23 protein-coding genes are annotated in these 20659 nt (G+C 61.3%); 10 read left to right on the plus strand and 13 right to left on the minus strand.

Going from position 1 to position 20659, the window contains the following annotated elements:
• Nucleotides 1-211: 211 nt before the first annotated feature.
• Entirely contained in the window at nucleotides 212-928 is a 717-nt protein-coding gene (locus tag AC1Q8Q_RS24565) for an alpha/beta hydrolase (RefSeq protein ID WP_033042163.1), read from the plus strand.
• 3 nt (nucleotides 929-931) lie between these two features.
• On the opposite strand, the gene AC1Q8Q_RS24570 is transcribed toward AC1Q8Q_RS24565, so the two are convergent.
• The 6 genes from AC1Q8Q_RS24570 to AC1Q8Q_RS24595 all read right to left on the minus strand — a co-directional run bounded on the left by AC1Q8Q_RS24570 (nucleotide 932) and on the right by AC1Q8Q_RS24595 (nucleotide 6030).
• On the minus strand, nucleotides 932-1504 hold the full coding sequence (locus tag AC1Q8Q_RS24570; protein WP_033042166.1) for a DcrB/PsbP domain-containing protein: 573 nt from the start codon (nucleotides 1502-1504) through the stop codon (nucleotides 932-934).
• A 155-nt stretch (nucleotides 1505-1659) separates the two neighbouring features.
• Nucleotides 1660-2334: a glutathione S-transferase family protein gene (locus tag AC1Q8Q_RS24575; RefSeq protein ID WP_020800009.1), complete on the minus strand. Its 675-nt coding sequence runs from the start codon at nucleotides 2332-2334 to the stop codon at nucleotides 1660-1662.
• Nucleotides 2335-2417: 83 nt separating this feature from the next.
• Complete coding sequence (locus AC1Q8Q_RS24580) at nucleotides 2418-3206, minus strand: hypothetical protein (RefSeq protein ID WP_492615608.1); 789 nt, start codon at nucleotides 3204-3206, stop codon at nucleotides 2418-2420.
• Nucleotides 3207-3436: 230 nt separating this feature from the next.
• Nucleotides 3437-4618 carry an acetyl-CoA C-acetyltransferase gene (locus AC1Q8Q_RS24585; protein WP_033042172.1) on the minus strand — a complete coding sequence of 394 codons (1182 nt, stop codon included), beginning with the start codon at nucleotides 4616-4618 and terminating at the stop codon, nucleotides 3437-3439.
• 11 nt (nucleotides 4619-4629) lie between these two features.
• Nucleotides 4630-5295 carry a CoA transferase subunit B gene (locus tag AC1Q8Q_RS24590; protein ID WP_033042175.1) on the minus strand — a complete coding sequence of 222 codons (666 nt, stop codon included), beginning with the start codon at nucleotides 5293-5295 and terminating at the stop codon, nucleotides 4630-4632.
• 36 nt (nucleotides 5296-5331) lie between these two features.
• Nucleotides 5332-6030, minus strand: a complete 699-nt coding sequence (locus tag AC1Q8Q_RS24595) for a CoA transferase subunit A (RefSeq protein ID WP_020800013.1) — start codon at nucleotides 6028-6030, stop codon at nucleotides 5332-5334.
• A gap of 141 nt (nucleotides 6031-6171) precedes the next feature.
• Between AC1Q8Q_RS24595 and AC1Q8Q_RS24600 the strand changes: the two genes are divergently transcribed.
• Complete coding sequence (locus AC1Q8Q_RS24600; RefSeq protein ID WP_083348813.1) at nucleotides 6172-7062, plus strand: LysR family transcriptional regulator; 891 nt, start codon at nucleotides 6172-6174, stop codon at nucleotides 7060-7062.
• A 59-nt stretch (nucleotides 7063-7121) separates the two neighbouring features.
• Here the strand turns inward: AC1Q8Q_RS24600 and AC1Q8Q_RS24605 are convergent, their stop codons facing one another.
• Nucleotides 7122-7964 (minus strand): NAD-dependent protein deacetylase, encoded by an 843-nt coding sequence (locus AC1Q8Q_RS24605; RefSeq protein ID WP_492615609.1) that lies wholly within the window; start codon nucleotides 7962-7964, stop codon nucleotides 7122-7124.
• A gap of 145 nt (nucleotides 7965-8109) precedes the next feature.
• Nucleotides 8110-9156: a class I SAM-dependent methyltransferase gene (locus tag AC1Q8Q_RS24610; RefSeq protein WP_033042194.1), complete on the minus strand. Its 1047-nt coding sequence runs from the start codon at nucleotides 9154-9156 to the stop codon at nucleotides 8110-8112.
• Between the two features lie 371 nt (nucleotides 9157-9527).
• Here AC1Q8Q_RS24610 and AC1Q8Q_RS24615 point away from each other — a divergent pair, with 371 nt between their 5' ends.
• From AC1Q8Q_RS24615 to AC1Q8Q_RS24625, 3 genes are all read left to right on the plus strand, one after another.
• Nucleotides 9528-10862: an acetamidase/formamidase family protein gene (locus AC1Q8Q_RS24615; protein ID WP_052024732.1), complete on the plus strand. Its 1335-nt coding sequence runs from the start codon at nucleotides 9528-9530 to the stop codon at nucleotides 10860-10862.
• A gap of 144 nt (nucleotides 10863-11006) precedes the next feature.
• A complete protein-coding gene (locus AC1Q8Q_RS24620; protein ID WP_492615610.1) occupies nucleotides 11007-11846 on the plus strand; it encodes an HvfB family MNIO-type RiPP peptide maturase in 840 nt (279 codons plus the stop codon).
• On the plus strand, nucleotides 11839-12597 hold the full coding sequence (locus AC1Q8Q_RS24625) for an HvfC family RiPP maturation protein (RefSeq protein ID WP_020800019.1): 759 nt from the start codon (nucleotides 11839-11841) through the stop codon (nucleotides 12595-12597). The genes AC1Q8Q_RS24620 and AC1Q8Q_RS24625 overlap by 8 nt, the downstream gene beginning before the upstream one ends.
• Before the next feature lie 144 nt (nucleotides 12598-12741).
• On the opposite strand, the gene AC1Q8Q_RS24630 is transcribed toward AC1Q8Q_RS24625, so the two are convergent.
• Both AC1Q8Q_RS24630 and AC1Q8Q_RS24635 read right to left on the minus strand, forming a co-directional pair.
• Nucleotides 12742-14052, minus strand: a complete 1311-nt coding sequence (locus AC1Q8Q_RS24630; protein ID WP_020801346.1) for an ATP-binding protein — start codon at nucleotides 14050-14052, stop codon at nucleotides 12742-12744.
• Nucleotides 14049-14789 carry a response regulator gene (locus tag AC1Q8Q_RS24635; protein WP_008063067.1) on the minus strand — a complete coding sequence of 247 codons (741 nt, stop codon included), beginning with the start codon at nucleotides 14787-14789 and terminating at the stop codon, nucleotides 14049-14051. Before AC1Q8Q_RS24635 ends, AC1Q8Q_RS24630 begins: the two co-directional genes overlap by 4 nt.
• A 294-nt stretch (nucleotides 14790-15083) precedes the next feature.
• On the opposite strand from AC1Q8Q_RS24635, the gene AC1Q8Q_RS24640 reads away from it, so the two are divergent.
• From AC1Q8Q_RS24640 to AC1Q8Q_RS24650, 3 genes are all read left to right on the plus strand, one after another.
• Nucleotides 15084-15347 carry a DUF2790 domain-containing protein gene (locus AC1Q8Q_RS24640; RefSeq protein ID WP_033045036.1) on the plus strand — a complete coding sequence of 88 codons (264 nt, stop codon included), beginning with the start codon at nucleotides 15084-15086 and terminating at the stop codon, nucleotides 15345-15347.
• A 43-nt stretch (nucleotides 15348-15390) separates the two neighbouring features.
• On the plus strand, nucleotides 15391-15645 hold the full coding sequence (locus AC1Q8Q_RS24645) for a hypothetical protein (protein ID WP_020801344.1): 255 nt from the start codon (nucleotides 15391-15393) through the stop codon (nucleotides 15643-15645).
• A gap of 156 nt (nucleotides 15646-15801) precedes the next feature.
• Nucleotides 15802-17016 carry a cytochrome c biogenesis protein DipZ gene (locus AC1Q8Q_RS24650; RefSeq protein ID WP_020801343.1) on the plus strand — a complete coding sequence of 405 codons (1215 nt, stop codon included), beginning with the start codon at nucleotides 15802-15804 and terminating at the stop codon, nucleotides 17014-17016.
• A gap of 85 nt (nucleotides 17017-17101) precedes the next feature.
• Here AC1Q8Q_RS24650 and AC1Q8Q_RS24655 read toward each other — a convergent pair whose 3' ends face one another.
• A complete protein-coding gene (locus tag AC1Q8Q_RS24655; protein WP_020801342.1) occupies nucleotides 17102-18088 on the minus strand; it encodes an AraC family transcriptional regulator in 987 nt (328 codons plus the stop codon).
• A 176-nt stretch (nucleotides 18089-18264) separates the two neighbouring features.
• On the opposite strand from AC1Q8Q_RS24655, the gene AC1Q8Q_RS24660 reads away from it, so the two are divergent.
• Nucleotides 18265-18534 (plus strand): DUF4242 domain-containing protein, encoded by a 270-nt coding sequence (locus tag AC1Q8Q_RS24660; protein WP_020801341.1) that lies wholly within the window; start codon nucleotides 18265-18267, stop codon nucleotides 18532-18534.
• 39 nt (nucleotides 18535-18573) lie between these two features.
• A complete protein-coding gene (locus AC1Q8Q_RS24665; RefSeq protein ID WP_083348818.1) occupies nucleotides 18574-19386 on the plus strand; it encodes a class I SAM-dependent methyltransferase in 813 nt (270 codons plus the stop codon).
• A 50-nt stretch (nucleotides 19387-19436) separates the two neighbouring features.
• On the opposite strand, the gene AC1Q8Q_RS24670 is transcribed toward AC1Q8Q_RS24665, so the two are convergent.
• Together AC1Q8Q_RS24670 and AC1Q8Q_RS24675 are read right to left on the minus strand one after the other, a co-directional pair.
• Entirely contained in the window at nucleotides 19437-20363 is a 927-nt protein-coding gene (locus AC1Q8Q_RS24670) for a universal stress protein (protein WP_033045039.1), read from the minus strand.
• Nucleotides 20364-20456: 93 nt separating this feature from the next.
• A partial coding sequence (locus AC1Q8Q_RS24675; protein WP_492615611.1) for a hypothetical protein occupies nucleotides 20457-20659 on the minus strand: 203 nt, incomplete at its 5' end.

Here is a 20659-nt window from a genome sequence, read left to right on the forward strand (position 1 = left end):
TTGTCTGATGACGATCAAATTGCTCCTGCTCCCGATGGGACGGAGGAGTGGCAAAGTGCCGCGCACAGGGTTCACTACGAGGCTGTCGTGCGTAAATCAGACGTTTCCTTGTCTGCTGTAGTCCGATTCCGCAATCGTGCCAATGTTGGGAGTCGCTCCAACGAAGGTGCTAGGCTCTGTCCTGAATCCTGCGCACGGTGAAGGAAGGTTTATGCTGAAGTTTCTCGCTCTGTTCACGCTGCTGGCATCCGCCACTGTCCACGCTCAACCCGCCCTGCAAACCGATCTGCCGCTCAAGTACATGGAACAGGTCAACCGCGATTCCAGCGGGCAGCCGCTGGTGATTTTTCTCCACGGCTATGGCAGTAACGAGCAGGATCTGTTCGGCATCAAGGATGACTTACCCAGCGAATACAACTACCTGTCGGTGCGGGCGCCGATGGTGATGCAAGAGGGAAGTTACCAGTGGTTTCGCAAGAAAGGCGAAGGTGCCTACAACGGCGAGACAGATGACCTGAAGTCCAGCGGCCAGTTGCTGCTGGAGTTCATCGCACAGGCGACGAACAAATATCACACACAACCGCATAAGGTGTTCCTGGTGGGTTTCAGCCAGGGTGCGATCATGTCCTACGAAGTCGCCCTGCGTCATCCCGAGGCGGTGGGCGGGATTGCCGCGTTGAGCGGGCGGATCCTGCCGGTGCTGCAGTCCGAGCTCAAACCGGATGAAAAGCGCCAGTCGCTGGCGATTTTCATCGGCCATGGCACGGCGGACCAGCGCCTTCCCTTGAGCGATGGCACCGAAGCCAACAGCCTGTTGCAAAGCGTATCACTGGAGCCCGAGTTCCACGCTTACCAAGGTGTTGGCCACAGCATCAGTGCCGAAGAACTGAAGGACTTGAGCGCCTGGCTGCAGCGCCTCAATCCCTGAGGCTTATTTGCCGCTGACGATCTGCTTGATCAGGGTTTCGTGGGCCGCCATGTCGCCGGGGCGGGAGATGACCTGAATCACGGTCATGTGGTTGCCCGATGCCGCCATCAACGTGGTGTTGAGGGTCGTGCCGCCGCCCTGGGTGGCGGTGCTGTCGACCTGGCGCACGCCCAGTCCTGTTGCCTTCAGGGTCAGGCTTTTTTCGCTGAGTTTGTTGTAGTCCGGCAGGGCTTGGTGTTGCGCCGAGTCGAAATCGGCCGCGGTGCCGTCGAGAAACTCGCCGTCGTTGTCCTTGACCTTGACCCCCTCGGGCAGGCTGTTTTGCGCAGCGATCACCACGGTCTTGGTGGTTTCATTGGCGTACATGGTGCCGCTTGCGCCCGTGGGGCTGGCTGGCAACGGGTTGGCGATGAAACCCTTGGGCAGGGTGAAGGTGAACTTGCCGTCGAGCATCGAGACCTTCTGCCCCTGCACCGTCTCTTTGGCGGGGGCCTTGGCCGCCTGCACAGTCAAAGCCCCCAGGCTGGCAGCTGCTGCCAGCAACAGGACAACGGCTTTTTTACTCAACAGTGACATTCGAAAACTCCAGGGATGGTCGCGCGGTGGGGGCGCGATCATCCCATGGAGGTCGTGACGCATTCCAGTGCGGGCTAACGGACGGTCACTCACTCCAAAGAGCAGGCGCCCGCCGTGATCACTCATTTTCATCACCTTCGAATGTCGTGAACGTCTTACCGGGCCTGGTTCTGCGGGAACAGGTTACGGCGAGTCTCTTCGTCGAATTCGGCCTTTAGCACCAGCTTCTCTTTCAGGCCCAGGGCTCGCTGGGCCGCCGGGCGGGCGCTGATTTCGTCAAACAGGCGCTTGACGTTGGGGTAGGCAGCCAAGCCGTTTTCGCCAAGGATGTACGGCGCATAGTTGGCCCAGCCCCAGAGTGCCATGTCGGCGATGCTGTAGCTGTCGCCAGCCAGGTACTGATGGTCGGCCAGACGCTGGTCGAGTGCGCGATAGTGGCGTTCGACTTCCTTGAGATAGCGATTTTTCGCGTAGGGCAGGTCCTCTGGGGCGTGATGCAGGAAGTGCACGGCCTGGCCGGAGAACGGCGACAGGCCGGTGGCAATGAACATCAACCACGACAGCAACTCGGCGTTGCCGGCAGCGCTGCTGGGCAGGAAACGCTCATGCTTTTGCGCCAGGTGCAGCAGGATGGCCTGGGAGTCGAAAACCGTCGCTTCGCCATCGACCAGGGCCGGAACCTTGGCGTTCGGGTTGATCGCGAGGAAGGCTGGCAAGTGTTGCTCGCCCTTGAAGGTGTCGACGCCGATCAACTCATAGGGCGTTTGCAGTTCTTCGAGCAGCAGGGCGACTTTCATCGGGTTAGGCGAAGGATGGAAAAAGAATTTCATGGTGTAGGCCTCAGTCGGGATTGGTTTGGAACTGAGGCTGATGGTGGAGCAAACCTGTTCGATTGACGTACGAGGATGTTGCGCTACTCGTTCGAAATGGTTGAACGTGTTGCCTGGGAAGCGGGTTTCGCCAGCAACCGCCTGGTGACGCCGAGCATGGCTACCGAGACGGCCACGCCAACACCAAAACCCATCATGCCCATGCTGGGCAAGGTCAGCGTGACGACCAGGCAAAAAGCGGAAAATGAATACATACCGGTGGCCGTTGCCCGCAGTAACGCGGCGGTAAACGCCGGGCCTCGGGTTTGCTGGGAGAACACCGCCATCACACTGCCCAGCACCGGGAACACGGCGAGCAGGCCGCTCCAGCGGTCGCCAACGGTGCTCGCGAGCCACGTGACAGCCAGCGTCAGCAAGGCGCCGGCAATCATGCGCAGCAGCAATTTATCGGACTTTGGCGCCGGGCCTGAAACGATCGGCTGCACGGCCGGGAATAAGTGCGGCGCGGCCAGCAGTGCAGTGGCGGCGGCAATCACCGAGAGGGGGAGTGACGGTGGGAGCAACGACAGGACCACGGCAACCAAGGCCCATACCAGGAGCGAGATCGTCAATGCCAGCGGCCATTTTGCGCGTTGCGCGACCTGCGCATAGGTCACGCAGAAGGCAATCATCGCGAACATCGCCGACAGTGCGGCCATGGCCGACTGGGCGGCGAATGCCTGGCCTTGCTCGATGGCAAGGAACAACAGGATAGGTCCGACCACCACCGGCAACCCCGACAACCAACCCGCCACGCTGGGCCCCCAGCGTTTGCCCGCCAGGGAGATCAGTAGCAGAAAGCCAGGAATGACCAGCAATTTGAGCATCAACACGCGCACGTCTCCGACCTGTGTATGGGCGGCAACGTTAGCATCTGGCGGGGTGATTTGCTCTAGTGTTGAACAATTTTTGTATACAAAATGGAGTGCCCGCTGGCTCCTACAAGGAGGACGAGCCGTTCAGCCAATAAAGAAACCCGGTACGACGTGAATCGCACCGGGTGTTTTGCCAGGCGGCGGCGGATCTTCGTGGGTCCCCGCGCCGTCTGTTAAACGCTGTCGTCTTAAGCCCGTTCGAGCGCCAAGGCCACGCCCTGACCACCACCGATGCACAGGGTGGCGAGGCCTTTCTTGGCGTCTCGCTTGATCATTTCATGCAGCAGGGTCACCAGGACGCGGCAGCCCGAGGCACCGATCGGGTGGCCGAGGGCGATAGCACCGCCGTTGACGTTGACCTTGTTCAAGTCCCATTCCAGGTCCTTGGCCACGGCCAGCGATTGTGCGGCGAAGGCTTCGTTGGCTTCGATCAGCTCAAGCTGGTCGATAGACCAGCCAGCCTTGTCCAGGCAGCGGCGAGTGGCCGACACCGGGCCGATGCCCATGATTGCCGGGTCCACGCCAGCGTTGGCGTAAGCAGCAATTTTTGCCAGTACCGGCAAGCCCAGGGCCTTGGCTTTTTCGGCACTCATCAGGATCACGGCCGCGGCGCCGTCGTTGAGCGACGAAGCGTTGCCAGCGGTCACCGAACCGTCCTTCTTGAAGGCCGGCTTGAGTTTGCCCAGGGACTCGGCGGTGGTGCCGGCCCGTGGCTGCTCGTCGGTGGCGAAGGACAGCGGATCGCCCTTGCGCTGTGGGATCAGGATCGGGGTGATTTCATCGACGAAACGCCCGGCTTCGATGGCGGCCACGGCTTTCTGCTGGGAAGCGGCAGCGAAGGCATCCTGCTGCTCGCGGCTGATGTCGTACTTCTGCACCAGATTCTCAGCGGTTATGCCCATGTGGTAATCGTTGAACGCATCCCACAGGCCATCGCTGATCATGGTGTCGACGATTTGTGCGTTACCCATGCGCAGGCCGGTGCGGGCACCGGGCATGACGTAGTTGGCCAGGCTCATGTTTTCCTGGCCGCCAGCGATGATCACCTCGGCGTCGCCGCAGCGGATCGCCTGGGCGCCCAGGTGCAGGGCCTTGAGGCCCGAGCCACAGACCTTGTTCAGGGTCATGGCCGGCACGGCAAACGGCAGGCCTGCCTTGATGGACGCCTGGCGCGCGGGGTTTTGCCCGGCACCGGCGGTCAACACCTGACCCATGATCACTTCATCGACTTCGGCCGGGTCCAGACCAGTTTGTGCCAGCAATTGACGGATCACCGCCGCGCCCAGGTCAACGGCGGAAACATTGGCCAGGGAACCCTGGAAACTGCCGATCGCGGTGCGCGTGGCGGCAACAATGACGACTTCTTGCATGGAATGGTTCCTCACTGGTCAGCGAACTGCATTTCCGGAACGTGGTCCGGGACGATCAGTTTACCAGCGGTTTTGGCGACGATTTCTTCAACGCTGACGCCAGGTGCGCGTTCCTTGAGGACAAATGCGCCATTCTCGATTTCCAGGTAAGCCAGGTCCGTCAGAACGCGCTTGATGCAACCGGCGCCTGTCAGTGGCAGGCTGCATTGGGACAGCAGCTTGGACTCACCGTCCTTGGACGCGTGGGTCATGATGACGATGATGTTGTCTGCGCCAGCCACCAGGTCCATGGCACCGCCCATGCCCTTGACCAGCTTGCCGGGGATCATCCACGAGGCGATGTTGCCTTGCACGTCGACCTCAAAGGCGCCCAGCACGGTCAGGTCAACGTGGCCACCGCGGATCATCGCGAAGGACTCGGCCGAGGAAAAGATCGAGGCGCCGATACGGGCGGTCACGGTTTGCTTGCCGGCGTTGATCATGTCGGCATCGATGGTTTCTTCAGTTGGAAAAGGACCCATGCCCAGCAGGCCGTTTTCCGACTGCAGCATGACTTCCATGCCTTCGGGGATGTAGTTGGCGACCAGGGTCGGAATGCCGATGCCCAGGTTCACGTAGAAGCCGTCCTGCATTTCGCGGGCGACGCGTTGAGCCATTTGTTCGCGGGAAAGTGCCATTGTTGTTATTCCTTCATTCGGTCCGGGGGCAGGGGATCACTTACGTACGGTGCGCTGTTCGATGCGCTTCTCGAACGTGCCGCAGATGATCCGGTCGACGTAGATGCCAGGGGTGTGGATCTGCGACGGCTCCAGCTCGCCGGGTTCGACGATCTCTTCGACTTCAACCACGGTGATCTTGCCGGCGGTGGCAGCCAGCGGGTTGAAGTTCTGTGCGGTGTGGCGATAGATCACGTTACCGAAATGGTCGGCTTTCCAGCCTTTGACGATGGCGAAGTCACCGGTGATGGATTCTTCCATCAGGTACTTGCGGCCATGGAATTCGCGCACTTCCTTGCCGTCGGCGACTGGAGTGCCGACGCCGGTGGCGGTGAAGAAGGCCGGGATGCCGGCACCGCCTGCGCGCATTTTTTCAGCGAGGGTGCCTTGCGGGGTCAGGATGACTTCGATTTCGCCCTTGAGCAGTTGCTCCTCGAACAGCTTGTTTTCGCCGACGTAAGAGGCCACCACTTTGCTGATCTGGCGGTCGGTCAGCAGCACGCCGAGGCCGAAACCGTCGACGCCGCAGTTGTTGGAAACGACGGTGAGGTCGCGAGTGCCTTTGCGCTTGATCTCGTTGATCAGGTTCTCCGGGATCCCGCACAGGCCGAAGCCGCCGGCGATCACGGTCATACCGTCTTCAAGACCGGCCAGGGCTTCCTCGTAGGAACTCACGCGCTTGTCGAAACCTGCCATATGCACCTCTTTTATTCTTTGTGGGCGGCTGGCTAGCCGAATGGGATTGAGTGTCGCGCGACAAGATTCATTTGTTAAGTTGATTTTTAATGTTGATTAATGGATAAAACTCAACAATCTAACGCGTTGGAGACAGTGACCATGACAGTCAAGCAGATCCGCGCCTTCCTGGCTGTGGCCCAAAGCCTCAGTTTTGCCGTGGCCTGCGAGCGCCTGCACCTGTCGCAATCGGCCTTGAGCCTGACCATCAAGGCATTGGAGGAGGGCCTGGGCGGGCGATTGTTCACCCGCAACACACGCAATGTGGCGTTGACCGCAGAAGGCGAAACCCTGGTGCCGCTGGCGCGCCGCCTGATCGCCGATTGGGACAATGCCGAGGATGAGTTGCGCCAGCGCTTCACCTTGCAGCGTGGTCGAGTGACCCTGGCGGCCATGCCCTCGTTTGCCGGCAACCTGCTGCCGCCGATCCTCAAGACATTCCGCGTCCGCTATCCGAAAGTCAACGTCACGGTCAACGACGTGATCAACGAGCAGGTGCTGGAAATGGTTCGCGACCGCCAGGTGGAACTCGGTGTGGCGTTCGAGCCGACCATGAGCTCATCGCTGCAATTCACGCCACTTTACATGGATCGCTTCGTGGCAGTGGTGCCTCAAGACTCACCGCTGGTCGAGCTCGAGGAAATCGACTGGCAGACCTTGCTCGAGGAACCGTTCATTACCTTGCAGCGCCCGTCGACGGTGCGGGTGATGCTGGAAGAGCATTTGCAGGCCCGGGGCATGAAGCTGCCGGTGGAGTTTGAAAGCCATCAACTGGCGACGGTCGGGCGGATGGTTGCCAGTGGGTTGGGCGTGAGCGTGGTTCCGGCCTTGTGTGTGGGTCAGATGCGTGAACTCGGAGCGCATTGCATTACCTTGCGTGACCCGGTGTTGGAGCGGGCCATTGGCGTGCTGACCTTGCAGGGAGGGGAGTTGTCGGCGGCGGCGCAGGCATTATTTGATGTGCTCAAGGCGCAGGATTTCGCAGTGTTATGAAGTGATCTCCGATCTCTGTGGGAGCGAGTCTGCTCGCTCCCACAGGGGATGGGGTGGTGTCAGGGGTTAAGGCGCTGTGCCAGCAAAGGCAGTAGTTGCTCGCAGGACATTTCTATTTTCAGGTCCAGCATGTCATCCGCCCGTGTCTTGCCCAGGTTGATCGCCAGCAGCGGCTTGCCCTGATCCACCACCGCCCGGCACAGGCGAAACGCCGAGTACGCCATCAGCGACGAGCCAACCACCAGCAACCCGGCGGCCTTTTCCACCGTGGCCAGCGCTTTCGCCGCCGTGTGCTGTGCAACGTTCTCACCGAAAAAAACCACGTCCGGTTTCAACCGTTCGCCACTGCAATGCGGGCAGAGCGGAACCTGGAAGCGTGCCTCGAAGGCCGGGTCGAGCAAGGTGTCGCCGTCCGGCGCCTGCACTGCGTCCACGCCTGCGAGGTAGGGGTTTTGGGTTTCCATCAGCTGCTGGATCGAATCGCGCTCGCTGCATCTTGCGCAGTCCAGGCACAGTACCCGGTGCAGGCTGCCGTGAAGTTCGATCACATCATGGCTGCCGGCCTGGTCGTGCAGGGTATCGACGTTCTGCGTGATCAAGCCGCCGATCCGTCCCGTGCTTTGCAAGCGGGCCAGGGTGTCGTGGGCCACGTTCGGTTGCGCCTGGCGCACCCGCGGCCAGCCAAGCATCGCCCGCGCCCAATAGCGCCGCCGGGATTCGGGTGCCGAGAGAAACTCCTGATACATCATGGGCTGGCGGCCACGGCGCACGCCCTGATTGTCACGGTAGTCCGGAATGCCCGACGGGGTACTGATACCGGCACCGGTCAGGACCGCGAACGGCTCGTCGGCGATGAGCTGTTGGAGCTGGTCGAGTTGTTCGTGGATAAGGCTATCGAGCATCTCAATACCCCGCAAACCTGTAGGAGCGAGCACGCTCGCGATGGACGTCAACGATAACACTGGCGGTCTGACGCCCCGCGGTCTTTCGTCTTCAATCGTCGGAACGCCGCCCGGAACATGCTCGCTCCTACAGGGGGGGGGCGTGTTACTTACGTGCCTCCAGAATCAGGTTGAACGGTGTCTCCGTGGCCCGTCGGAATGTGCTGAATCCCGCCTCACTGAACACCTTGCGCAACCGTGCTTCACCTGCTTGTGCGCCAAGGCCCAGGCCGACTTCCTGGGACAGCGAATTGGGCGTGCAGATGAAGGTGGAGGCGGCATAGAACAGCCGGCCGACCGGGGTGATGTTGTCGTCCAGCGAGTCGTTGGCGAACGGCTCCACGAGCAATACCGTGCCATCCGGCTTCAAGGACTCGTACGCGTGCTTGGCCGCGCCCACCGGGTCGCCCATGTCGTGCAGGCAGTCGAAGTAGCAGACCAGGTCATAGTCGTTGCCGGGATAGCTCTTGGCCGTACCCTGGAAGAACCGTGCCCGGCCGGACACGCCACCTTCTTCGGCGCGCTGGGTGGCGACGGTGACGGACGGCGCGTGGTAATCGAAACCAACGAACCGCGAGTTCGGGTACGCCTGGGCCATGATCACCGTCGACGCGCCGTGACCGCAGCCAATGTCGGCGACCTTGGCGCCTTCCTCCAGTTTGGCTACCACACCGTCCAGGGCCGGTAACCACTCGGCGATTAGGTGCGCCTTGTAGCCGGGCCGGAAGAAACGTTCGGTGCCGCTGAACATGCACGGGTGGTGATCGCCCCACGCCAGGGCGCCATCGCCACGCATGGCCTTGACCAGTTTGTCCTTGTCATGAAAAAACGATGCAACTACGCCGATGCCACCCGCCACATAGACCGGCGAGTCTTCGACGGCCAGTGCCAGGGCTTGTTCTTCGGGCAGGCGGAATTGACCGTCGCTGTGTTCCATATAGCCAGAAGCTGCGTGGGCGCTGAGCCATTCGCGCACCAGGCGAGGGTTGCAGCCGGTCTTCTCGGCGAGAGCTTCGGGCTTGACTGGCTGGCTGTCTGCCATGGCCCGGTACAGGCCGAGCTCTTCACCAAGGATGACGTTAGCCAGCATCGCCGCGCCGCCCATGTCGCCTACCAGTTTGCCCATGAAATCGTTGAGTTTGGCCTCGTCCATCACGTGTGCTCCTTTTGCAGGATCAGAGTCCAGTGGCGGTGTTTATCGAGGCGTTCGCCCCTGGGCGGTGGTCGTGGAATGGACAGGACGATCAACTCGTCCTGTGTGGATTAAGTTTAGTTCTCAGGGGCTGTGGCGCCGTCCCAAGCGACGAAAGCCAATGTCCCTGATTGACGCAGCCCCCTGTGGGAGCGAGCAGGCTCGCTCCTACAGAGAGGGTGTTTGGCAGTCCCTATGCATGTATCCCAATGTATCCAGACTGTTTCTCGATACAGTCCCCGCCAATTCAAGGCCACCCCCGAACACAGACCAGATACAAACCTGCGCTGAACTGTGAGGACCATTCGCTCCTGACTCCGATGGGGATCATCATGACAACGCTTGTGCCTCAACCCACTCTCAACGCCGCGCCGGTCGATCGCCTGCGGGTCGATCGCTACACCAATGGCATCATTGGTCCGAGCCAGCCGATGCTCGGCCCGCTGGCCGATGGCGGCACCCTGGTCACCGGAACACCGCCAGGTTGCTGGGGGCCGATGATCACGCCCGCTTTCGAGGGGGGCCATGAAGTGACGCAACCGGTGGCCATCGCCGGGGCGCAAATCGGCGATGCCGTGGCGATCAAGATCAACAGCATGCGCGTCACGTCGCTGGCCACTTCCTCCGGGGTCATGAGCTTTGTCGAGGGGCGCTACAACGGCGATCCGTTCGTCTCCAAGTTCTGCTCCAAATGTGGCACCGAGCATCCGGCCAGCCATGTCGAAGGCATTGGCGAGGACGCGATTCGCTGCAACCACTGTGATGCCGAGGTCAGCGCATTTCGATTCAGCCATGGCTACGTGATCGTCTTTGACGCGCAGAATCAGGTCAGCCTGACGGTCAACCAGGACATCGCCAACCGATTGGCCGGCAATGCCTCTGAGATGTCGGCGCTGCCGGAATTCGCCGCACAGCATTCAATCCTGTCCCTGGCCCGCGCCGATATCCCCGGGGTTGCCGCGCCTATGCGGCCGTTCCTTGGAAACATCGGCACCCTGCCGTCCCGAGACATTCCCGACTCGCACAACTGTGCCGACTTCGGCCAGTACCTGATCAATGCGCCGCACCGTTTCGGCATGACCCGCGAAGAGCTGCACGCGGCCAAGACCGACGGCCACATGGACACCAATTCGGTCCGCGAAGGCTGTGTGTTGATCTGCCCGGTGAAAGTTCCGGGGGCCGGCGTTTACATGGGCGACATGCATGCGCAACAGGGCAACGGCGAGATCGCCGGCCACGCAACCGACTGTTCCGGGGAAACCGAGGTGGTGGTGCAAGTGGTGAAAAACCTGACGCTGGAAGGGCCGATCCTTCTGCAAAACCTTGATGATCTGCCACCGATGGCGCGCCCGATGGATGCCGGGCAGCGCGCTAAAGTCCGGGAGCTGGGAGAGCGCTGGGGCCAGCACGAGATCGAACAGAGTGGCCCGATCACCTTCATCGGCAGCGGCGAGAACCTCAATCTGGCGGTGGAAAACGGCTTGACCCGAGCCGCCACCGTCACCGGCCTGCCTTATGACGAAGTGCTCAATCGCGCCACCATCACCGGCTCCATCGACATCAGTCGCCTGCCAGGCACTGTGCGCGTGACCTTCCTGTGCCCGATGGATGTGCTCGATCGCATGGGCATCGGTCATCTGGTGCGCGAGAAGTACGACCTGGCGTAATGCCTGGATGCGGGTTTGTACCAGAGTGTGTACAGACCCGCTGGCGATACAAGCGTTGCTGTTTTCCGTCGACCCGCCACACAGGCCCGATACATCCCTTCGATTAACTGTGATGACATTCTGACAACCCTTGGGATCGACATCATGCAAACCCCTGTCACATCAGCACAGGCCAGCGTCGGGCTCGGCCTGCGTCGCGGTTTGATCAAAGACCTGCTGGCCGCCCCGGCCGGCCATTTCGACTTTCTTGAAGTCGCGCCGGAAAACTGGATCGGCATCGGCGGCGCCCATGGCCTGGCGTTTCGAACCCTGGCCGAGCGCTACCCGTTATCCTGCCACGGCTTGTCCCTGTCCCTGGGCGGGCCATCGCCGCTGGATGTCGAATTCCTGAAAGAGGTGCGGGTCTTCCTCGATCACCACGACGTGCCGCTGTACAGCGAGCACTTGAGCTACTGCAGCGACGACGGTCACCTGTATGACCTGTTGCCGTTGCCCTTTACCGAAGAGGCGGTGCATCACGTCGCCGCGCGCATCCGTCAGGCCCAGGACATTCTCGGCCGCCGCCTGGCGGTGGAAAACGTCTCCTACTATGCCGCACCGCAGCAGGACATGGACGAGGTGACGTTCACCAACGCCGTGCTGCGTGAAGCCGATTGCGACCTGTTGCTGGACGTCAACAATGTGTACGTCAACTCGATCAACCATGGTTTCGACCCGCGTACGTTCCTGGCCGGGATCGATGCGAATCGTGTCGTGGCCATGCACATCGCCGGGCATTTCGATGAGTCCGACACCTTGAAAATCGACACCCATGGCGCTTCGGTGAAACCGGCGGTGTGGTCGTTCCTGGCCCAGGCCTATTCCCGATTTGGCGCGCAACCGACTTTGCTCGAGCGCGATTTCAACTTTCCGGCGTTTTGCGAACTGGTCGCCGAGTTGCAGACCATTCGCCGGTTGCAAACCGAGGGGGTCAACCGTGGTTAAGCGCACCCTGCAAGAGCAGCAAAACAGTCTGGGGCGCTACGTGCGCGACCCCGAGCGTTACGCGCCACCGCCGGAAATGGACCCGGCGCGGGCCCAGGTATATCGCGACCTGGTGTTCGCCAACTTGTCGTCATTGATCGGCGGCACCTTTCCGGTATTGGTGAAGATTCTCGGCGACACGCAATGGCGGGCGCTGGTGCGGATTTTCCTGCGCGACTACCGAGCCCACACGCCGAAATTCGGCGAAATCGCCCAGGAGTTTGTCGAGTTTCTGGCCTCTGAGCCTGCGGCGCTGGCTGCTGGCCCCTGGCCGCCGTTCATGGTCGAACTGGCGCACTACGAATGGGTGGAAATGGTCCTGCAACAATCCGAAGCCGAGCCGTTGCCCGGCGGCGATGTCGATGGGCTGCTGGATTGTCCGTTGCAGGTTTCGCCATTGGCCTGGCCCTTGGCGTATGCCTGGCCAGTGCAGTTGGTCGGGCCGCATCATCAGCCTGATGCGCCACCGGATCAGCCGACATTGCTGCTGGTGCGTCGGGACCCGGATTTCAGCGTGAAGTTTTCTGAATTGAGCCCGTTGGCGTTTCGGTTGTTGCAGCGTATCGAGGAATTTCCCGGGCAGACCGGACGTGCGCAGTTGCAGGGATTGGCGGCGGAGGCGGGGATGACGGAATCGACGGTGTTTATGGACAGTGGGCTGGGGTTGTTGCGGCAGATGCACGGGGAGGGCGTCGTAGGCGTCGTTGCTTGATGATCGTTCCCACGCTCTGCGTGGGAATGCATCCCGTGACGCTCCGCGTCACCATTGCGCAGGACGCCAGCCTTGTGTTGTTAGCGGAACGCGGAGCGTCCCTGGCGGCATTCCCACGCAGAGCGTGGGAACGATCAGCAGGTGTCACCCACGCAACTTGAGTTCGGCACACAAGCCACCACCCTCGCGATTGCTCAAGGTCAACGATCCCCCGATCGCCAACGCCAGCTGTTGCGCGATGGCCAACCCCAACCCGGTACCGCCAGTGCTGCGGTTGCGCGAATTTTCTACGCGGTAGAACGGCTGCATGACCTGGGCCAGTTCCGCTTCGGCGATGCCCGGGCCGCGGTCCATGACCTTCACCGACACGCTGCCATCGGCTTTCTTCTCAACCAGCAGTTCCGCAGCGCCGGCGAATTTGAGCGCGTTGTCCGTCAGGTTCACCAGCACTCGCCGCAGGGCGTGGGGGCGGGTGTCGATGACGCTGGCGCTTTTGCCGCTCAGTTGCACCTGCTTGCCCATGTCCTGGTAATCGAACACCAGGCTGTCGAGGAACGAGTCCAGGTCGGTGCGTCGACTTTCTTCGGTGGCGCCGTGGACGCTGCGGGCGTACGCCACGCCTTCTCGCACCAGATGTTCCATCTCGCCCAGGTCGTTCCACAGCTTGTCTTTCTCAACTGAGTCGTCCATGAACTCGGCGCGCAGTTTCATCCGGGTGATCGGTGTCTGCAGGTCGTGGGAAATCGCCGCCAACAGTTGCATGCGTTCCTTGAGGTAGGCGGCGATGCGTGCCTGCATGGCATTGAAGGCCTTGGCGGCGTGGGCCACTTCGGTCGGGCCTTTTTCGTCCAGCAGCACCGGGTGGGTGTTGGGGTCGAGGGTGTCCACGGCTTCTGCGAGGCGGGTGAGGGGGCGGATGGCGATCCTCACGGCCAGCCAGGTGCAGGCAATCATCAGCGCCAATTGCCCGAGCAGCACCATGGGCAGCCAGGGCGACAGCGGCACCATCGAGGGCCGCACATCGATGGTCAATGGGCTGCCGTCGGACAGCTTGAGGTGCACCTGGAAGTGCTTCGCAGGCCCGGGAATATCGCTGAAGGTCATCGGGTAGTCCTTGCCGATGGAATTCTTGATCGAGGTCATGGCAATCGGTGCCTCGGGCATGTCCGTGTCCATGGCGGTGCCGGGTGAACCTTCATTGAGCAGATAGCGGTAATTGCGCCGATCCAGTTGCTGCAGCCAACTCGCACGCTCTGGCGCCGGCAGGCGGTCGAGGATGGCGATGGAGGTCGAGACGTCGGTTTCCAGGTTGCCGAGCATGGTGTTTTTCGAGCTTTCATAGCGCTCGTAGTACTGCGCACCGAAGGACAGCGCCTGGGCGAGGATCAGGCCGATCAGGAAGATCAGCGACAGTCGCGAAGCCAGGGTGCGGGGCCAGCGCAGCGACAGGTTCATGCTGGCGCCCCGACGATTTCCACCGGCAGGGAAAACACGTAGCCCTCGCTGCGTACGGTCTTGATGTAGGCCGGCTCGCGGGCGTCGTCCAACAGGCGCTGGCGCAGGCGACTGACCAGCAGGTCGATGGAACGATCGAACAGGTCGGCGTCGCGGCCCTGGGTCAGGTTGAGCAATTGGTCGCGATTGAGCACCCGTTGCGGATGATCGAGGAACACCCGCAGCAACCGATATTCGGCACCGCTGAGGGCGACCATGGTGCCGTCGCCATCGAGCAGGTGCCGGGCGGACGTGTCCAGGCGCCAGCGACCGAAGGCCAGCAAGCGGCTGGATTCGGTCACCACCAGGTTCGGTGGCAACATGCGCGTGCGGCGCAATACGGCGTTGATCCGCGCCAGCAGTTCACGGGCGGCGAAGGGCTTGACCAGGTAGTCGTCGGCGCCCATTTCCAGGCCGATGATGCGGTCGGTTTCGTCGTTGCGCGCGGTGAGCATCAACACCGGCGTGGCCTTGTGTTTGCCGGCGCGCAACTCGCGGCAGAGCATCAGGCCGTCGTCGCCCGGCATCATGATGTCCAGCACGATCAGGTCCACCGGCGTGGATTCAAGGAAGCTGCGCATCTGCCTTCCATCGGCCACGACCGTGGTGCGCAGGCCGTTTTTCTTCAGGTAGTTGCCCACCAGCTCGCGTATCTCGCGGTCATCGTCAACGATGAGAATGTGATCGACGTGCTCCATGGGGACTTGCCTCTGTCAGTGGGGGATATCGCACAGTCTATCGAGCCTTGGCCCGCTCGCCCGCCGTCCTTTGTATTGCAGTGTATCTGTCCTGTCAGCGGATACATACCGAGGCAAAAACGGCCATTTCCAGGGGTTTTGTATCCCTCTGTATCGCGCAGCGGTCCAGATACTTACCGATTTACACGCGCCGGTTCCCGACACATACGGGATACCTCGCAGGCTTCTAATAGGTTCCATCGAGGCAAACCCAAGCGCCTCTACCCACAAACGATGAACCTTGAGGAAACCGCCATGAACACCAAAGCCATCTACGCCGCTTGCCTGTTTGCCGCCCTGAACATATGCACCTTGTCGGCCCGCGCCGAAGCTGATGTTACCCCGATGAGCTACAGCTATGGCTCGCACCTGGACATCAAGAAAGTGCTGTCGCTGAAACAGGACTCTGCGCCTTCCTGCGGTGTGGTGAATGCCCAGTTGACCTACCTGGATTCCCAGAGCAAGACCCAGGTCCTGGACTACCGCAAATTGGCTGACAACTGCAATTCGGACAACTGAGTCCGGCGAACACCCATTGCCCTTTGAAGACAGGAACACAGCCATGAACACCATCAGCCGATTCTTGACCGCTATTGCCTTTTCCGTCGCCGGTGCCGCGGCCCATGCCAACGCCGCAGTAGAGCAAAACGCTTGCGGCAGCAGCACCTGCTTTCAACTGACGCCGGTGGCGCAGAAGGGCGCTGACGCCTTCCTCGCCGAGGACGGCTACAACCGCACGCCTCAGGGGCAAGTGGTGGCAGAAAACGGCGCCAGTCACACGTCTCAGGGCAAGTGGCTGGAAGAACACAACGCGTGAATCCAGAACACCACCGATCCATGTGGGAGTGAGCCTGCTAGCGAAGGCTGAGGGTCAGTCGGCAGCGATTTTGAATGTGCTGACCTCTTCGCGAGCAGGCTCGCTCCCACAGGGGACGGGTGTGAATTGCCCCCCTCTATTTGCAAGGTGATCTCCATGTTACTCATCGCTTTCCTGGGCGGCATATTGACCGTCCTCAGCCCGTGCATCCTGCCGGTCGTTCCCTTCCTGTTCGCCGGGGCCGACCGCACGCGTTCCTCGATCCTGCTGACCCTGGGTGGCATGGCCCTGACGTTTGCCCTGATCTCCAGTCTGGCGGTGGTCAGCAGTGAATGGGTGATCCAGGCCAGCAACACCGGCCGTCATGTGGCACTGATCGTGATGGTGGTGTTCGCCCTGTCGCTGATTTCCGCACGGGTCGGCGACTGGTTGGCGCGTCCATTCGTGGCGCTGGGCAATCGCATCGACCCCAACAGCCGCACAATGTCCGGCCCGCTGAGTTCGATCATGATTGGTGTCGCTACCGGCCTGCTCTGGGCACCCTGCGCCGGGCCGATCCTCGGGGTGATTCTCACCAGCGCAATGCTGCAGGGCGCGAACGCCGGGACCAGTCTGTTGCTGGTGGCCTACGGCCTGGGTAGCGCGTTGTCGTTGGGCACCTTGATCTTCGCCGGTCGTGGCCTGGTCAATCGCTTGAAACCGTCGATCCCGGTCACTGGCTGGTTGCGTCGCGGTGCCGGTGTGGCGGTGTTGGCCGGCGCAGCGGTGATTGCCACCGGAGCAAATGATGTGCTGCTGGCCAACACCTCGTCGCAAGGTATCAGCAGCGTCGAAAAAGGCTTGTTGGAAACCGTGCCGAAAGTCGTCGATTACTTCGTCAGCAAGGTCAAGGCCGAGTCCATGGACAACGCCCAAGGCGCGATGCCGTCGCTGGCCGGTGCGGTGGAGTGGATCAACTCGCCAGCGCTGACCAACGAATCGCTCAAGGGCAAAGTGGTGCTGGTGGACTTCTGGACCTTCGACTGCATCAACTGCAAGCACACCCTGCCGTACGTCAAGGACTGGGCGAAGAAGTATGAGAAAGACGGCCTGGTGGTTATCGGTGTGCACACCCCGGAGTACGGGTTCGAACGCATCATCGACAACGTCCGGGACAAGGTGAAGGAATACGGCATCACCTACCCGGTAGCGATCGACAACAACTATGCGATCTGGCGCAACTTCGACAACCAGTACTGGCCTGCCCACTACCTGATCGATGCGAAGGGCCAGGTGCGGTACACGCACTTTGGTGAAGGTAGTTATGACACTCAGGAGAAGATGATCCAGCAATTGCTTGAAGAGGCGAAGACCGCTGTTCCAGCGGCTTGAAGTCAAAAGATCGCAGCCTGCGGCAGCTCCTACAGAGTATGCGTTCACTGTAGGAGCTGCCGCAGGCTGCGATCTTTTTGCGATATCAATGGCTCACCTCACCGTGAGCCATTGATCGATTGCCCTGACTACGCCGCCACGCCGCCGGCGGCGCGCCATACTCACGGCGAAACGCGCGACTGAATGCCGTGTCGGTCTGGTACCCCACCTCTTCGGCGATGCGCATCAACGAGCTGTTACTGCTGCGTAACAGGTTGGCCGCCAGCAACATCCGCCATTGCGTCAGGTATTGCATCGGCGTGACCCCCACCAGTTGCGCAAAGCGTTCTGCCAGGACCGATCTAGAGGTGCCGGCGGTGCGCGCCAGCTCATCCAGCGTCCAGGCGTGGCAGGGTTTCTTGTGCAAGGCGTTGAGGGCCGCGCCGACGATCCGGTCGCTTACACCGGCCAGCCACCCGGTCCGCCCCTCGCCATGTTCGTGCATGTACAGGCGCAGTACTTCGATGAAGAGCACCTCGGCCAGTTTCGCCAGCACACCTTCGCCGCCGGGCCTTGGCGATCGCGCTTCGGCCAGGGCATAACGGACCGAAGATTCCAGCCAGATGCCGGCGTTCGAACCGCGCACATTGACCCTGACCACCGGCGGCAGACCTGCCAGCAACATGCCGGCCAAACGCGTGTCGCAGGCCAGGTAGCCGCACACCAGGCGTGTCACTGCACCACCACCGCCATAACTCAACTGCCGCGGGCGCCGCGCCAGCACCTCGTCGAGCCGCGCACCGCTGGCGGGCGTCAAACCCGGTCTGGAACTCATGCGATGGGCATGGCCCTGGGGGAATATCACCACGTCGCCGGGGTTGAGCAGCAGCGGAGGATCATCGCCCAGTTCGACGTAGCACTCGCCTTCGGTGATCAAGTGGAAGATCACCACCCGTTCGGCGCCGGGTTCCAGGAACGGTGCCGCCGTGTCGGCGCTCGGCGACTGATAGCACCAGGGGGCGGTGAACCTGGCGTTGATGAAAATCGCGCCGACCAGGCGGACGACGCGCAGGGTCTGTGACAGGGCGTCCATGGGCGTTTTCCCGTGCGGGAGTTTCTGATTGTGAGCGCGTCACGGCCCAAGGTGAATTCTCCGGACGATCGGGCAGTGTTGGCCGACGATCGGACAGGACGCCGATCAGCGACGGAGAGATAGTTTGCACACAGGGCCACCTGGCTCTGTCATCAATAAGAAAAAGTGAGGTTGCCATGCCCAAGTTCGTCATTGAACGCGAGATTCCAGGCGCCGGAGCACTGTCAGAAAGGGATTTGAAAGCTGTCTCGCAAAAATCCTGCAAGGTGTTGCGCGATTTGCCAGACCTGCAATGGCTGCAGAGTTATGTCACAGGCGACAAACTGTATTGCGTGTACATCGCGCCAAACGAGGAACTCATCAGGGAGCATGCCCGGCAGGGCGGTTTCCCGGCTAATCGCATTTCCCAGGTCATGAACATCATCGACCCCACCACGGCTGAGTGAGCGTGTGCCCGATCCTGTTCCAAACCAGAGATTGCCTCCATGAGTACACCCATTGATCTTACTGCCTTGAAAACCCGCCAAATGGCCGCGTGGGCCAGTGGCGACTATGCCGTGATCGGCACTACCTTGCAGATCGTCGGTGAGCAACTGGCCGAGGCCTGCGACCTGTTGTGTGATGAACAGGTGCTGGACGTTGCCGCCGGCAATGGCAATGCGACCCTTGCCGCCGCGCGTCGCGGTTGCCGGGTGGTGTCCACCGACTATGTGGCTGCATTGCTCGAGCGTGGCGAAGACCGTGCCCGTGCGGAACGCCTGAACGTGACCTTCCAGGTGGCTGACGCCGAAGCGTTGCCTTTCGCCGATGCCAGTTTTGACGCCGTGCTTTCAACCTTCGGTGTGATGTTCGCGCCCGATCAGGACAAGGCCGCTTCGGAGCTGGCGCGAGTGTGTCGCCCGGGTGGCCGGATCGGCCTGGCCAACTGGACGCCGGAAGGTTTCGTCGGCCAGATGTTCAAGACCCTCGGCCGGCACATGCCACCACCGCCCGGTGCGCAACCGCCCTCGCAGTGGGGCACTGAAGCCTGGCTGCACAAGCACTTTGACGAGCGCGACTTCCTGGTGCAGGTGACGCGCCGGACCTTCAACTTCCGCTATCGCTCGGCCGAGCATTTCATCGATACCTTCCGCAGCTGGTACGGTCCGATCCACAAGGCCTTCGCGGCGCTGCCCCCTGATGGCGCCAAGGCCCTGGAAGACGACCTGACCGAACTGCTCAACCGCCTGAACCGGGCGGGCGACAGGTCGATGGTGGTGCCCAGTGAATACCTGGAGGTGGTCATCACCAGGCGTTGAAGCTGCAGGAGCCGGCTTGCCCGGCTCCTACGGGGCGATACACCGGGCGGTCATTCATCCAGCCGCTCGGTGTACACCACCCACACACTGCAGGGCATTTTGTATAGCAGATGCTCCACCGTGCTGCCGATCAGGCGCCCCATGCCGCGATGGCCGAGACGGCCCATGACGATTACGTCGACATTGAACGCATCGGCAAAGCGGGTCAGAACCTTGGCCGGGTTGCCCATGATCATGTGCCGTTGCGCTTCGGCGATGCCATTGCGTTGGGCCAGTTCGTTGAAGGCTTCCAGCTGCGCGTCATACAGCGTCTTGTGCTTGGTCGAGGAAAAAAACGCCGAGCCGTTGTCAAAGCCGAACTCGTCCGAACTGATGGACGAGAGGTCGTAGGCGTAGACCACATCAAGTTCGGCGTTGCACGCAGTCGCCAGTTTCGTGGCTTCGTGCAGGATGCGGTCGTTGAAAGTCTTGTAGTGATCATCACGATGGAAGGGGTCGATGGCTGCGACCACTTTGCGCGGTAGCGCGTTGATCGCGTGGCTGACGAAGTGTAACGGCACCGGACACTCACGCAGCAAATGCACATCCAGCGGGGTGAAGATCAGCCGCGATAGCAACGACTGGTGCTCCAGCGCCTTGATCAGCACGTCCATCGGCTGTTCCTTGAGGTGAATCAGGATTTCCTCCAGCGGGTTTTGCACCCACGTTACTTCCGTTGTGACGGTTACGCCGATTTTGCGCAAGGGCCGGGCCTGGTCTTCCAGCCACTGACGGTGGCGATCGACGTAACCCAGGCGCATCTGTTCCAGCGCCTTCTCATTGACCATGCCAGCCGTGGCGAGGCCTTCCAGATAGTCGAAGGCCACGATATGCAGCGCCGCGCCCTCCGCCTTGGCCAACGCCGCCGCCCGGTCGAAGGCGGGGCTGTGTTCCATCAGCGGCGAAGTCACCAGCATGAAGCGAGATTGACCCGACATGACAAACCTCCCGTTGGATAGAGACGACGGTTGTTTGGCTTGGCTTCAATCCTTGAGTATTGACCATGATGGGTGGGGGTGTAGTGGATCAAGTTAACAGACCTCTTGATCTTCTTGCGTCCTTACGCCCTGAGTTTGTCCGTCAACGCCTGTGGGAGATTGTTGTCTGAGTACATATCCGTTGCTGCGGTAACGGCCACTTATGGTTTCGCCCTTACGGCGACTCCCTTTTTCAAACGCCGGAGTGCCGGCCCAGCAAAAAGGAAGCAAAAGGCTTTGCCCCACCACTCGGTGCC

This window comes from Pseudomonas sp. GW823-FHT06B06 (assembly GCF_058795195.1).

Excerpts from the sequence above, each read along its gene's own strand:
- AC1Q8Q_RS24565 (WP_033042163.1), top strand. The coding sequence starts at position 212 with ATGCTGAAGTTTCTCGCTCTGTTCACGCTGCTGGCATCCGCCACTGTC.
- AC1Q8Q_RS24570 (WP_033042166.1), bottom strand. The coding sequence starts at position 1,504 with ATGTCACTGTTGAGTAAAAAAGCCGTTGTCCTGTTGCTGGCAGCAGCT.
- AC1Q8Q_RS24575 (WP_020800009.1), bottom strand. The coding sequence starts at position 2,334 with ATGAAATTCTTTTTCCATCCTTCGCCTAACCCGATGAAAGTCGCCCTG.
- AC1Q8Q_RS24585 (WP_033042172.1), bottom strand. The coding sequence starts at position 4,618 with ATGCAAGAAGTCGTCATTGTTGCCGCCACGCGCACCGCGATCGGCAGT.
- AC1Q8Q_RS24590 (WP_033042175.1), bottom strand. The coding sequence starts at position 5,295 with ATGGCACTTTCCCGCGAACAAATGGCTCAACGCGTCGCCCGCGAAATG.
- AC1Q8Q_RS24595 (WP_020800013.1), bottom strand. The coding sequence starts at position 6,030 with ATGGCAGGTTTCGACAAGCGCGTGAGTTCCTACGAGGAAGCCCTGGCC.
- AC1Q8Q_RS24600 (WP_083348813.1), top strand. The coding sequence starts at position 6,172 with ATGACAGTCAAGCAGATCCGCGCCTTCCTGGCTGTGGCCCAAAGCCTC.
- AC1Q8Q_RS24605 (WP_492615609.1), bottom strand. The coding sequence starts at position 7,964 with ATGCTCGATAGCCTTATCCACGAACAACTCGACCAGCTCCAACAGCTC.
- AC1Q8Q_RS24610 (WP_033042194.1), bottom strand. The coding sequence starts at position 9,156 with ATGGACGAGGCCAAACTCAACGATTTCATGGGCAAACTGGTAGGCGAC.
- AC1Q8Q_RS24615 (WP_052024732.1), top strand. The coding sequence starts at position 9,528 with ATGACAACGCTTGTGCCTCAACCCACTCTCAACGCCGCGCCGGTCGAT.
- AC1Q8Q_RS24620 (WP_492615610.1), top strand. The coding sequence starts at position 11,007 with ATGCAAACCCCTGTCACATCAGCACAGGCCAGCGTCGGGCTCGGCCTG.
- AC1Q8Q_RS24630 (WP_020801346.1), bottom strand. The coding sequence starts at position 14,052 with ATGAACCTGTCGCTGCGCTGGCCCCGCACCCTGGCTTCGCGACTGTCG.
- AC1Q8Q_RS24635 (WP_008063067.1), bottom strand. The coding sequence starts at position 14,789 with ATGGAGCACGTCGATCACATTCTCATCGTTGACGATGACCGCGAGATA.
- AC1Q8Q_RS24640 (WP_033045036.1), top strand. The coding sequence starts at position 15,084 with ATGAACACCAAAGCCATCTACGCCGCTTGCCTGTTTGCCGCCCTGAAC.
- AC1Q8Q_RS24645 (WP_020801344.1), top strand. The coding sequence starts at position 15,391 with ATGAACACCATCAGCCGATTCTTGACCGCTATTGCCTTTTCCGTCGCC.
- AC1Q8Q_RS24650 (WP_020801343.1), top strand. The coding sequence starts at position 15,802 with ATGTTACTCATCGCTTTCCTGGGCGGCATATTGACCGTCCTCAGCCCG.
- AC1Q8Q_RS24655 (WP_020801342.1), bottom strand. The coding sequence starts at position 18,088 with ATGGACGCCCTGTCACAGACCCTGCGCGTCGTCCGCCTGGTCGGCGCG.
- AC1Q8Q_RS24660 (WP_020801341.1), top strand. The coding sequence starts at position 18,265 with ATGCCCAAGTTCGTCATTGAACGCGAGATTCCAGGCGCCGGAGCACTG.
- AC1Q8Q_RS24665 (WP_083348818.1), top strand. The coding sequence starts at position 18,574 with ATGAGTACACCCATTGATCTTACTGCCTTGAAAACCCGCCAAATGGCC.
- AC1Q8Q_RS24670 (WP_033045039.1), bottom strand. The coding sequence starts at position 20,363 with ATGTCGGGTCAATCTCGCTTCATGCTGGTGACTTCGCCGCTGATGGAA.